At 43.5% G+C, this 12,572-nt stretch carries 11 protein-coding genes and 1 pseudogene; all 12 read right to left on the bottom strand.

From position 1 onward, the window contains the following. Positions 1-13: 13 nt before the first annotated feature. Positions 14-2,020, bottom strand: a complete 2,007-nt coding sequence (locus ACGF7G_RS15590; protein ID WP_387466669.1) for a type VI secretion system Vgr family protein — start codon at positions 2,018-2,020, stop codon at positions 14-16. A 21-nt stretch (positions 2,021-2,041) separates the two neighbouring features. After that, positions 2,042-3,013, bottom strand: a complete 972-nt coding sequence (gene tssG / locus ACGF7G_RS15585) for a type VI secretion system baseplate subunit TssG (RefSeq protein WP_387466667.1) — start codon at positions 3,011-3,013, stop codon at positions 2,042-2,044. Next, on the bottom strand, positions 3,004-4,815 hold the full coding sequence (tssF, locus tag ACGF7G_RS15580) for a type VI secretion system baseplate subunit TssF (protein WP_387466665.1): 1,812 nt from the start codon (positions 4,813-4,815) through the stop codon (positions 3,004-3,006). The genes tssG and tssF overlap by 10 nt, the downstream gene beginning before the upstream one ends. Before the next feature lie 11 nt (positions 4,816-4,826). Next, on the bottom strand, positions 4,827-5,267 hold the full coding sequence (tssE, locus tag ACGF7G_RS15575; RefSeq protein WP_387466663.1) for a type VI secretion system baseplate subunit TssE: 441 nt from the start codon (positions 5,265-5,267) through the stop codon (positions 4,827-4,829). 54 nt (positions 5,268-5,321) lie between these two features. Beyond that, positions 5,322-5,816 (bottom strand): type VI secretion system tube protein Hcp, encoded by a 495-nt coding sequence (locus ACGF7G_RS15570; protein WP_036847187.1) that lies wholly within the window; start codon positions 5,814-5,816, stop codon positions 5,322-5,324. A 66-nt stretch (positions 5,817-5,882) separates the two neighbouring features. Further along, positions 5,883-7,364: a type VI secretion system contractile sheath large subunit gene (gene tssC, locus ACGF7G_RS15565; RefSeq protein WP_133813025.1), complete on the bottom strand. Its 1,482-nt coding sequence runs from the start codon at positions 7,362-7,364 to the stop codon at positions 5,883-5,885. A 7-nt stretch (positions 7,365-7,371) separates the two neighbouring features. Continuing rightward, entirely contained in the window at positions 7,372-7,908 is a 537-nt protein-coding gene (gene tssB / locus ACGF7G_RS15560) for a type VI secretion system contractile sheath small subunit (protein ID WP_387466661.1), read from the bottom strand. Positions 7,909-8,637: 729 nt separating this feature from the next. Continuing rightward, a complete protein-coding gene (locus ACGF7G_RS15555; protein ID WP_207627138.1) occupies positions 8,638-9,009 on the bottom strand; it encodes a VOC family protein in 372 nt (123 codons plus the stop codon). A gap of 387 nt (positions 9,010-9,396) precedes the next feature. After that, positions 9,397-11,118, bottom strand: a complete 1,722-nt coding sequence (locus ACGF7G_RS15550) for a phospholipase (protein WP_387466660.1) — start codon at positions 11,116-11,118, stop codon at positions 9,397-9,399. Between the two features lie 313 nt (positions 11,119-11,431). Continuing rightward, complete coding sequence (locus ACGF7G_RS15545; protein ID WP_133813016.1) at positions 11,432-11,947, bottom strand: N-acetyltransferase; 516 nt, start codon at positions 11,945-11,947, stop codon at positions 11,432-11,434. Next, positions 11,931-12,224: a DUF1778 domain-containing protein gene (locus tag ACGF7G_RS15540; protein WP_133813015.1), complete on the bottom strand. Its 294-nt coding sequence runs from the start codon at positions 12,222-12,224 to the stop codon at positions 11,931-11,933. The genes ACGF7G_RS15545 and ACGF7G_RS15540 overlap by 17 nt, the downstream gene beginning before the upstream one ends. Positions 12,225-12,455: 231 nt before the next feature. Then, a pseudogene (locus tag ACGF7G_RS15535) lies at positions 12,456-12,572 on the bottom strand (class A beta-lactamase); the annotation flags it as partial.

Genomic DNA, 12,572 nt, shown 5'->3' with positions numbered 1-12,572 from the left:
CGTTGATCCTGCATTAACCGATCTTGGTCAAAATCCCTTTCACCATAGCAATGCCGGTAGCATCCACCTGAACAATGCCGCCTTTTAATTGTGCCATGGCGCTGCCTGCTACTTTTACTGTGGTCCCGGTGAGTTCCGCTATGCCGCTGCTCTTTAACGCCAATTTTCCTGAACCTTCTACTGTGACAGACGGTGCTTTGATGGTAATTCCTGCTGGGGTAATCGATAATTTGCTGGCGCCGACTTTCAGCTCAATCCCCTGACTTGCGGTAATCGTGCATTTCTGACCAACATTAATTTTAGCGGTACCTCTGGATACTTCCAGTGTGTAATTACCTGCGCTAACGGTCGTGGTGAAATTGCCGCGATCTAACGTTTGCTTCTTGTCGCCTTTTTTTACCTCGGTTAACGCACTACCTTCACTCAGAATTAACGTGTCATTGCCCTTTTTAATTTGGGTATCGCGTTTTTCTTCGATTTCCCATTGCGCGTTGCGATCGATCTGCGCCGAAAAATCATTCTTTACTTTCAGACGCATATCTTTTTGTGAATGAAGCAAAATAAATTCTTCACCTTTTTTATCTTCGAAACAGAGCTGATGCCCTTGCTCCACCGTACCTTTTGCGCTACTGCGCGTGGCAATGCCGCTTTGCGTTTTCTGCCCTGGCAGCCCAAACGGGGGCATCTTCACACCGTTATAAACTGTTCCGGTTACCAACGGACTATCCGGGTCGCCGTCAACAAAACTTACTAGTACTTCACTACCCACACGTGGTACAAATTGCGCCCCAAATTTTGCGCCATTCCAGAATTGGTTCACTCGCACCCAGCAAGAACTGTCATCATCTTTTTTGTGTTCTTTATCCCAGTGAAACTGGATTTTGATACGCCCTTGAGCATCGGTATGGATCTCTTCTGACGATGGACCGACAACCAGCGCAGACAACACTCCGGAAATATAGGGCCGGATGACAGAAGGACGTGGGCGAAATACTTTATTCGCCGGAAATAAAGCGACTTGCGACGAAAACAGTAATCCGCCTTCTTCCAGGTTACTTTCCGCTTTTAATTGCTGGTGGCCCACCGCATATCGACCATCGGCACTGGCATGTCCTTTCAGCGTAAATTGATGCCCAACCTGTAAACCAGGATAACTGTTAACGGCACGTGCGTAGTGTGACTGTGATTCCCACTGTTCCATGCACAACGCCGCCTGTGCCTCCAGTTGATTACGCTCCTCCTGACGTCGGTCGTCATAGATAGAAAGCTTGGGATTGACGGAATAGCCGCTGTTCGCTTTGGCACTGGCGCTGACTGCTGCGGCGTTTTTAACGTTATAACCATTCATTTCCGCTGAACCTGGGATAATCATGCGATGAATATGCCAGGCGCGTAGCCCATATCCTTGCTGATCGCCGATCTTCGATTGATACGGCAATACGGCTAAAGGCGCATTAGTAAATGTCGAAGGGTGATCAGCCAACACCAGTACATGACGCCCCTCTTCATGACGGAAGAAATAGAAAATACCCGCCTGTTCCAGCTGGCGCGTCACAAAGTCAAAATCCGATTCCTTGTATTGCATACAATATTCAAGCTTCGGATAACGGCTTTTTAACGCCAGTTCAACGTCGTTAAACCCACGTTTACGGAAAATATCGCATACCATATCCGGCACACTGATGCGCTGATAAACGCGCAGATTGCGGGTTAACGTCAGCATTTTCAGCCACGGTTCAATGCGTGCCTGATAACAAAACTGGCCGTCGGTAAAACCGTGTTGCTGTAATTCAGTCAATATGCCATGCACAATACGGTAATTTGGCGCTTCACCAATACGAAATGCCAGTGATTTACCGATATAAGGCTCCAACTTGTCCCAGTCTGCGCTGGAATAGAGCTGAACAGAAAATGAATAAGGCTGAGACAGGTGTTCTTCACCTTCGATTTTACTCAGCGCCACAATATCCGACAGGCTACCGATAACCTGTAAAAAACGATTTTTTTGCCCTAACAGCATATTTTTACCTGCATTTTTTATTCAAACCGCGTAAGGACTCGCACATTCAGCCAAATAAACACGCTGAATATTGCTATCCCCGGTATCCCCTAAACAACCATCCCACCCCAATCGGCGGCTGCCATTTAACATATTGCCCTGCCCACTATGCTGCACCAGTAATTCCAGTGAAAAGGAGAGCAGCGGCCCGGCAAATTGCCATACCCACTGCGTCAATCTGCGATGTTTTTCATTTCCCGGCATAAAAGCGGCGTGCTGCCAGGCGGAAAATGGCCCCAACTGAATATGAAACCCAGATTGAATATCCCAATAAGCATGACCCAACATCGGGTTATCACCCAACAGACTGCGGCCCAGGCAACAACAATGTGCCGGTTCGGCATATTGCCAGCGCCCTTTAAAGGGATTAATGCTGACCGGCATGTTAAATTCCCGCTGCAACAGATGCTGTAAGTTCACCATTGTGCGAACCGGTGTCGCCAGTAATCCAACACAAGCAGGATGAGTGCGTTGGGTTTTGCTCTCGGTCAATTGTCCGGCTGCCGCTGCAATGACTGCCGGCAGTGCCTGAGCGCCTTGCAGTTCTGCGTTGACGTATAACCGGTATTTCTGCCATGTCTGAAAACGCAAACTCAGCAGCCGATGGGTAAAAATATCAATAAATGCCTGAGCTGATTCATCACCATAGCGATAACGCCTGTCGATCAGCCATTCGGTATAGCGCAACGGTAATGCACCAAAAGTCCCTAACAGGCCAAAGTGATGTACCGCCATGCGATACTGTTCATGCCCCTCTTGAGGAGGCATCAGGGATTCTACTTCCCTTTCCGGTGCCTCCAGTGTTGGTACAGAGCTGAATTGCACCACATCATCAGGGACGATCACTGTTTCTTCATTTTGACGATGACGTTTGAGCAACCGACGTACATTTTGATAAAAACGACCGCCCACCAAACGCACTTTGTTTTCTACATTATTGCTTACTAAAGCCATGTCAGTTTCCCGCTGCGACGTGGCCAGCGACGCGTACTATTATTAACCGTCTCTAACTGTGTGACGGTTTGCGTGAAGCTGTTAATTGGTGCATACATAGCGATAAAACGTTCCAACAGACTGCAAAACAGATAAAAATCGACAAATTCGCCCGCTTGTGCCTGAAAGGTCAGTGTTACCTCCAGCCCCCTCGCCAGAGAATAAGGGTCTGCGGGGTTTAAGCGTGCACTTACCGGCGCAATAGCAATCTGCTGCAACTGTGCAATCAACCTCGATATGGCCGGATCACTGAGCAGGTTGTAGAGTTCCAGCGTCTCTTTTAAGCACTGAACTCCCTGTGGACCACTCAGTAACATTTGGTTCAAATTAAGTTGCGACACCAGCCGCCAGTTCAACGCACAACTGGGTTGTGGGCGTACCGGCAATCGGGGGCGGATCAATCCCAGAATTTTCACACCTGGCAAGGCACTTTCCGATTCGAAATCACCGTCAGGATGACCGTTGCTCAACTGCTGTGGTACATCGCGGTTGGTACAGGTCAGACTCAGTATCACCACATCGGTTTCTGGTTTCAGATGTTCGCCGCGACTATCAGAAAAACCGATGAACATATTCATCCCTGTGTCGTCATGTCTTAGTGAGGGGCGCGGTGACGCCTGCCAGAACAACGGAATCTGCTCGTCATATTGTGTATGTTCAATGCCAAATAACGACGGTATCGGTCTGGAACTCAATTGCTCCTGCTGACGGCTGATAACCTCAACTTGATTGATGGTATAAACTTCCATGCTTTGTGGACGACGTGCATCCGGCTGAACCAGGTATTCATGCTCGGTCTCCAGCGGAATAATCGGCTCCGCCTGATGAGGAAACAGATTGACGATGGGTACGCAATTCAGCCGGAAGGTTTCATTGCTGACTTTATCACTCATGCGTTCAATACGACGCAACGCGATGCAATCCTTAAGCCGGAAACGATATTGCAATTCGCCTGATGAACTGGTGATCAAACCGGCATCAGGCAGCGGAATATCCAGAAACAAAAATCTTTCCGGAAAACTGAAATAATCGCGGAACAGGTGGTGAGCTGGATTTATCAATAAATCATCGGCACACAAGTTGTCTTGTGGATCAAAACCCACCACTTGAATATCCCGACTATTCATGCCGAATGTGCGCTCACCCAACCGGTATTCCAGTTGCTTAACTTGTGCCGACAACAATTCATATAAGCTGTGAGTCAGCACTGGTGCGCCATGTAAGTACAAACGGATATGGCGAGCCTGAAAACTGGCGCCTGGCCACAACGTAAAATTCAACGTTAAGATAAAATCCCGGTCGTAAGGGTCCGGCGTCAGCTCCGCGTGCGTTAAATCTAACGGCAACATTTCCAGTGGATATACTGTACGGAAACGGCATGCCACATCACCTACCGGCTGAGAAATCAATGATGTATGCCGTGCTACCGACATCATCCCGGTAACGCCGGATGTCTGCGGATCCTGTTGAAATTGCACCAGCGATACCGACGGTACCTGACGTAAAAATTGCGGCGCTAGCACTTCCAACATTGCGTTACTTAGCTCCGGCATATCTTCATCAATACGTTGATGGATTTTTGCCGTTAGAAAAGCAAAAGATTCCACCAGACGTTCGACATGCGGATCTTCCGAAACGCCCTCCGCGAATCCAAGACGTTTGGCTATTTTAGGAAAACGCTGAGAAAACGCAGCGCCATATTGTCTTAAATAATTTAATTCCCGGTTGTAATAAGTCAGTATTTTCTGTGGTAATAGCATCATATTGTTTATTATTATTTATCCCATGAAATTGAATAGGTATATGCGGTACTGCTCCATGAAATAGAAAATACCACCTGTTCATTGAAAAAGTCTCCATTCACCCAGAAAGTAATATTCTCCGGCGTATTTTTCTGTAATGTAATAACGACATTTTTCAAGCGTGGTTCGAACCAGGAAATAGCCTGGTAAATATTATTGCTCAGTGCATCAATACGTTCATCATCGGAAATATCCACATTAATGACATCGGAAACACCATAGTTTAAAACTGATTTCGGCAACTCCCCAAATAATGGTGAATTTGCAGAGATCGGTCTTGATGAAAATAGCATACTCAAATCGAAAATCAGGCTTTGTACGACTTCCTGACGTGACCAGTTCAGCGTTACACCACGTTTTTCATCTTGTGGGTAATCGTCTTTCAGACAATGGAGAAATGAGGGCTGAATCATAATATCTTTCCGGGTAGAAACCGCCGGCCAAAGGCCGGCAGTAAACAGTAAAAATTACTGTTTCTTGTTCTCGATAAGATCCCAACCTTCTGGACCTGCTTTGTTGCCTTTGGTTCCATCTGGGCTGAGTGGGGTGAATGTCCATTTAATTTTGGAATAGGTGATAGAAAACTGCTCTTGTGGAAATTCACCACCGCGTGAACAGGTTTCATGGACGTCGGAAATAATACATTCGTCCATTTCCACTTCCGCGTAAGGATGCATTTCCCCTTTGAAAATCGTACAGATTTCCAGTTTCACTTTCTTAATCGCCGTACCCTGCGCTACTGCGGACAGCAATTTGATAGAACTGATGTCCATCACCTTCACACAGTCAATGGTACGGAAACCCGCTGCACCAACGGTAATCTTACGTTTACCACTGTCTGCAATACGTGCGTGGTTGAACGCACCAAAGTTGACATGCTCCAGCTCAATCCAGTCTTTATGCTTGCTGTCGGTACTTTCACCTTTAATACCGTCGATTTGTAAAAAAATTGAAGAACTCATAATTAACTACTCCAGTTAGTTGTAATAAATAAAAACAAATAGGACAAATCTTAATAAATAGAATAATCAAGCCGCCGATGACGGCGGTAAATCAGCAACCAGCCGTAAAGACATACTTAATCCTTCCAATTGGAAATGCGGCCTTAAATAAGCTACCGCTCGATATGTTCCAGGTGCTCCTGGAACTTCAACAACATCAACCCTTGCCTCACGCAATGGATGACTGGCTTTAATTTCTGCGCCGACAGTATCAGAGCCAACAATATATTGGTTGATCCAACTTTGCAGATAAGACTGACATTCTCCGCGGGACATAAAACTACCCACCTTGTCACGCACGATCATTTTCAAATAATGGGCGAAACGAGAAGTCGTCATAATGTATTGCAATTGTGTCGATAATTTTGCGTTGGCATTTGCCAGGTCGGAATTATATTTCCGCGGTTTGTTAGGCGACTGCACCGAGAAAAAGGCGGCATAGTCAGTACCTTTATAATAAACCAGAGGAATGAACCCTAATTCCGCTAATTCTCTTTCACGGCGATCAGAAATGGCCACCTCAGTCGGGCATTGCAGCATCTTTTCACCAGACACAGAGGCGTAATGATGGGTCGGCAATGCCTCTACCAATCCTCCGCCTTCCACACCGCGAATCGCCGCGCACCAGCCATATTGTTCAAATGCAGCCACCATGCGGCCTGCCAATGCATAAGCAGCGTTAATCCACAGATAACTGCTGCTGTCCCCTTCTTTTACCCGCTCTTCGAAACAGAACTGTTCAACCGGGATGGTTTTTGCCCCGTAAGGTAAACGGCCAATCACTCGCGGCAAAGTCAAGCCGACATAGCGGGAATCATCAGATTCCCGGAAACGTTTCCAGCGCAGATAATCGGATGTTTCAAACAGTTTGGACAAATCACGTGGACGTGGCAGTTCACCAAAATCATTCAGCCCCAACATGCCTGCGTTGGCTGAACTGATAAATGGTGCATGGGCTGCTGCGGCCACATGGGAAATCTGCTCCAGTAAGTAAAGATCTTCCGGGCTGTTATCAAAGTCAAAATCACCGACAAATGCTGAGTAAGGTTCACCACCAAAGGTGCCGTACTCATACTCGTAAACATTCTTAAACAACATTGACTGATCGAAATCAGACGCCGATTTAAAGTCCTTAATCAAATCGGTTTTTGTCGCGTTCAACATGCGGATCTGGGTATTATCAGTTTCACTCTGGTCGAGTAATCCTTTAAGCCCTACCCAAGACGATTCCAGACGCTGGAATTCCGGGTGATGCAACACCAGGCTCAGTTGAGCGGACATCAGCGCGTCAATCGCGGCAATACGCTCTTCAATACTGTTTACTAAATCACCAGAAACCACCAGCGAACCTGACGTTACTTCGGTCAGAAACTGGTCGAGTTGGCTTTTGACCCGATCACGATCGGCTTCCCGGCGAATAGCTTGGGTGTTATCAATAATCTGATCAAGAAAATCACCACTTGTTTCCGGCGTTTTCAATTCTTGCTGTTCAACAACGCTCTGTTCCATGTTTTCCTCATTGTGCATTGTTATTTTCCGGAGTGACATCATCCGCCGTATTTTCTGTGGCTGGCGTTTCTGTCTCTTCATTATTTACTTGCGGTAATTTGTCCGCATGTTCAGCAAGAATATCCGCCAGACGGTCACGCAATTTTTCATTGCTCAATGTGCGGCCTTTCAGATCGCTTAATTTGCTGCGAACCTCCAGCAAATTACGCAACGGTTCAATCTGCTTCGCCAAATTCTCAGGGGTAAAGTCCGCCATTGATTTAAATTGCAAATCGACATTAATAAATCCACTTTGACCAGGCAGTGCACTTTCAACCTGTAATTCCAATGAAGGTGTCATACCTTCCATTACCGCATTAAAATTATCCTTATCAATATGCATGAAACGGCGTTCACGCATAGGAATTGATTGTTCAGCAAATTGACCAATGACACCAATGACCAAAGGCAATTCTTTTTTCTCGACCGCACCACCTAATTCAACATCATAAGTAATCTGAACTCGGGGCGGTCTCACTTTATCAAGCTTACGTTGAGTATTCATGGCACCTTTATACCTTTATATATGACAGGAAGTGCAAACTTACGTTAAACCGCACCAAACCTGATTGAATAACCGAACAAGATGAGATAGACGAAGAGATCAATTAACGTCTATTTATAGCAATCTAATCTGCTGTTACACATTTAATGATATTTAAACTCCACCGTGTGTCGGCTGGTAAATAAGTTCTCATGTATATTAATTTAATGCAATACTTATGGGATTAAATATAATATCGAAAATCTCTTAAATTAATTCAACTATTTGTATTTAAAGATTAAATTAAAAATCATGCATTGTAAGTAAAGTGTATTTTCATACTTGTCCTATTTTTTAATCTGTTATTTATAGCAGTGGAATTCTGATTAGTCAGAAAAAATAGAATATAGATTTAATTAAAGGGTTAATTATGATTTTTATCATAATTAACCTGAAATGGTTATATTGATTATCAATTTGTTAGATTTTAAAGTGTTTAATTAAATGGAAATAACAGAGTGGAAAATAGGGAATGAAAATGATATGAATAAATATTATTTTCAATTCTGAAAAATAATCCATTGTTACCATAAGCGAGTTAGATCGGAGAGCGCCTTGCACTGTGATTGATTACGATTAATATTGAGTCATAGTGATTAACATTAATCCAATCAAGTGAAATGTCAATTTTAGGTACATATGGCAGCTCCTCGCCCTGCCGGACAAGACGAGGGTTTACGGCGATTTTTGCTAATCTAGGGGGCATACCCGAATAATATGACCGTCAGGATCTTCAACGAGGAAAGTACGGCCAAAGACTTCAGTGTAAGGTTCCTGCACGATTTTGATGTCGGGATTTTTCCGCCATTCCTCAAAGAGGCGATCTACATCTTCGTGAGATGGCAACATAATACCGATCTCAGAGAACCGCGGAACCGCGACATCTGGCTTGGTTCCACCAGACCAAATAGCAAACAGTGCTTCACCATCGGCAGCAAATGCCACATAGCGGGGACTAGAAAACACCGGTTTAGCATTGAAAATTGTTTCGTAGAAGGCTGTCGAACGTTCGATATCAGATACGTAGACAAGCTGTAGGTTGGGTTTGGGAGATACTGTCATCATGTCATTCTCATGTAAGCTTGATTCAATATAAGAAAGTAAAAACAAACTGTTATATAACTCAACATGTAACAGTTTGTTACTGTATTGCACTTATCATTTTAACGTAATGTTGATTACATGTATATATATACATGTAATGACTGTCTTCACAAATTCCATGTCGACGACACGAAACCGACTTAGCAGTCGTTCAAAGCAAGACAGCAGAGGATAAAAATCTGGATTGGCAATCCTGAACATAATCAAACGACTGATTCAGTTTCAGCTCCGTTCGCGGTACTCCTGGAAACCAACGAAAGAATAACGCAGGTGCTAGAGGTTTGAAGCTCTTACCATATTCCCACCAACATTTGGCGGGAATATACAGTACATTTGTTACTTACATCAGGTATTTTTATAATTAAATGAATGTGTTCCTGAGTATTTCCACAACGGTTCCCAGTAAGATTCTATGAAAGCTTTCACCGCATCTTCTCCCTCAATAAGGTAGTTGAACTCCGAAAGATATCCCGGATAGAGATTATCAGAACCAACCACGTATAGTTCATCATCAATTATTGTTACTTTTGCATGATTCCCAGGAGCTGGGGGGACTTTGGGATATACCGGACCACTTCCTTTAATTAAAGACCGGAATGGGCGTCCTATAGCACCTACCTGTGGAGGTCTTTCAGAGAGAGACGGTTCTTTTAGTGTAGAAGTATAAGAACTTTCCTCCGCAGTTGGCCATTTGTATGTCGTACCTTCAATCAAAAGATCTTCAGGCACTTTGTCTGTAAAGAAAAAAGGGGCAACTTCTATTCTTTTCAGTGCAGCTTGCCTGATTCCATCCGGATCTTCCAGTTTCTCATCGGTATGCTCATCATGTGTCAAATAGTATTTAAATATTTCAAACGTTCTTTTGGCGCCAGAACCAAAAGAATATTGATCACCAGAAGCACCTGCTGCCGCATCAAGTGGCGATACAACAATTTGAACTTCCAGCTCAGGGTTGGAAAGTAATGCTTCGATCAACCATCGGCACACATGATGGTCTCGCCACTGTTTTTTCCATGCACTGACAAGATCCTGTTGGGACATGCGAATTTTTTTCTTTGCATTCTTTATTATAAACTCTTTCATTATTTCAGAGCCTTTTTTATAATCCGTTCGCATACTAGGCCCAGACCAATATTTACCTACGGATAATATCCTGCTTGCTTTCTTATATTCCGGGTCCTCAGGTGGATTTTTTAGACCTTCTTCTTGTTTTTTGCTTATATATTCAGCAATGTGCTCTTTTTTTAATGGATCTTCCGGCTTTCCCACAATACCATCTGCATTAACCCAGCTATTTGTATTTATATCAAAGAATTCTTTAGTTAAGAGGTCTGTATCAGCTTCCCACATGTTATTTAAAAATAATTGTGAGCTTAATGATGCCGCCCCTATAACTTTAACAGAGACATCATGCACTGGAGGGTAATTTTTAAAAAGATCCATATTTAAATTATGGCCCCCGACAAATGATTCAACTCCATCAACTGCGATGATTTTTGTATGATTCCATGTCATTCTGGTATCAGCTTCTGGAATCATATCTTCTGACAGCAGTTTCTTCTCTAATGATACTTTAAGTCCGTCTGTTATCCTGTAAAATCTACCAATCCATATTTCAGGTATACACTCCCAATTATTTCCCCTTCCCTGAATTAATTTAATAATATCATTCTTCAATGCCAGATATTCAGGAGTACCTTCAAAGTATGAACTCACACCGTTTAACAAAGATGTCGGTGTTTGAGCGAATAAGAACCTTATCTGAGTTCTGTCCTTCCTGTTTATTTTTTTTGTAAATGCACGATCAATAGCTGCCAGGATAACTTTTCTCCACTCTGCATCTGGGGCATTTAAGGAGGAAATATCACAGCGGTAACGCATGTTTTCCAGAATGCTTACAACAGCATCTTCAAATTCCGCTTCTCTTTTAACAGCCTGTGGCATTATATCCCTTCCAAAAGGAAGCCCCCATATTTTGGGAGTGTCAAATATTTTTACATAGTTGTTTTCACTTGTTTTATTAAAGTAACCGTCCAGTTTTTTTTGTAAACCATCCAATAAATTCATATATACATCCTCCGGGAAACAATTTTCTTATATATCAATCAACAGCCTGCCAGCATCAGGCAAGCTATTTATAATCATAGCTAATTTTTGAGGGGGGAGGCTAAAAAAGATAAAACCGGACTCATTTCACTCTTTCTAATGGGATCAAACTAATAGTTTAGAAAGAACGATGCTGGCGAACAGCACAGCTTTTGAAGTTATAAACTATGAACAAACAGGTATTCTATAAAAGTTGAAAAATTGCTGTTTTGCTTTGAAATAACCCAATTGTAAAATGAAAAAATACGTGTTTTGGTATTTTCCAATCATTCACTCACAACAAGGTGCTGGCAACCTCAATACAGGTTTTAATGGGTAGCCACATTTCTAGACGTGAAGGATCACTGGGTTCGGCGGATAAAAATTCATACTGTTGGTAAAACGGAATGACTTCCGGAGTCATCGGATCAACAAATAGTCCAATGGCTGATATTTGTTGTGCGACCAACACCGTTCTATAGATAGCATCAACCAGTAACTTTTCGCCTAATCGCTGTCCTTGGTGCGAACAATCCACAGCAAGTCGAGCCAGTTTTACCGCATTAAGTGGATGAGGATAATTTTTATATTCTCTGCAAGCAGGCGGTACTGTAACTGAATATCCCGTTAGCGTATGGTAACCGATGATAGTTGTGAGTGCTGAACTCCGGCAGGCCACGTAAGTTTTTGCTCTGTGCTTTACTGTTTTCTGCCGGGCTTGCTGCTGTAAGAACTGATTTAATTCATTGATGCCGCAATCAAACACTTTGCGATTGTGTTGATGGGTTATCTCTTCAATGGTTATGGACATTTACTACATCCTTGTAACCCTGGGCCGCTTTAAGCAGCTTCTTGCTTGCTTTTGGAGGATTATCCAGCGCAGCTAACAAGGCATCCGCACCAGCCATTGATAAATGCAATGTTTCGGTTCGTTCAATTACGTTAAGGGCCTTATCCATTGCTGACTCAATAAGGAATTGTGAAAGGGTTGCACCGCAGTAATCGGCTGCCCTTTGAATAATTTCTTGTATTTCTGTAGATGTTCGTGCAACCAGGCGAGTATCTTTACGCTCTGTATTAGTGACCATAATGTTACCTTTATTGGTAGTGTTGATAAATTCGTACTAGTGTCATTATGGCACACAAAAAGCACAATTGTCAATTTGTTTGCCATAATGACACACATTTGCAGAGGTGAGCTTAATTATCAATCAATCATAAAGTATACAATTTGATTGATCTGGAAACAGGCTATCAAAATACATAATATTAGGGGTGCAACGTTGCTGCCACTTACACTTTTAGCATTCCAGGAAAAATTAGGCTAAATGTGCCATCACCAACCGCGTTGCTGAAGCCAACACATCACGGCGTGATTCAGCGTCTTTCTGATGTTGGGTAAAATAAACCGCCAGAATGACAGGTGAACCCCCCTC

It is taken from the genome of Photorhabdus sp. RM323S (assembly GCF_042879375.1).
GTDB classification, from domain to species: Bacteria; Pseudomonadota; Gammaproteobacteria; order Enterobacterales; family Enterobacteriaceae; genus Photorhabdus; species Photorhabdus tasmaniensis.
This window is presented reverse-complemented; position numbering and strand designations above follow the sequence as displayed.

Bases quoted from the DNA above. Each gene is read 5' to 3' on its own strand.
- tssG (WP_387466667.1), bottom strand. From the start codon at position 3,013: ATGGCTTTAGTAAGCAATAATGTAGAAAACAAAGTGCGTTTGGTGGGC.
- tssC (WP_133813025.1), bottom strand. From the start codon at position 7,364: ATGGAACAGAGCGTTGTTGAACAGCAAGAATTGAAAACGCCGGAAACA.
- ACGF7G_RS15540 (WP_133813015.1), bottom strand. From the start codon at position 12,224: ATGGTCACTAATACAGAGCGTAAAGATACTCGCCTGGTTGCACGAACA.
- ACGF7G_RS15570 (WP_036847187.1), bottom strand. From the start codon at position 5,816: ATGAGTTCTTCAATTTTTTTACAAATCGACGGTATTAAAGGTGAAAGT.
- ACGF7G_RS15550 (WP_387466660.1), bottom strand. From the start codon at position 11,118: ATGAATTTATTGGATGGTTTACAAAAAAAACTGGACGGTTACTTTAAT.
- tssB (WP_387466661.1), bottom strand. From the start codon at position 7,908: ATGAATACTCAACGTAAGCTTGATAAAGTGAGACCGCCCCGAGTTCAG.
- tssE (WP_387466663.1), bottom strand. From the start codon at position 5,267: ATGATTCAGCCCTCATTTCTCCATTGTCTGAAAGACGATTACCCACAA.
- ACGF7G_RS15555 (WP_207627138.1), bottom strand. From the start codon at position 9,009: ATGACAGTATCTCCCAAACCCAACCTACAGCTTGTCTACGTATCTGAT.
- tssF (WP_387466665.1), bottom strand. From the start codon at position 4,815: ATGATGCTATTACCACAGAAAATACTGACTTATTACAACCGGGAATTA.
- ACGF7G_RS15545 (WP_133813016.1), bottom strand. From the start codon at position 11,947: ATGTCCATAACCATTGAAGAGATAACCCATCAACACAATCGCAAAGTG.
- ACGF7G_RS15590 (WP_387466669.1), bottom strand. From the start codon at position 2,020: ATGCTGTTAGGGCAAAAAAATCGTTTTTTACAGGTTATCGGTAGCCTG.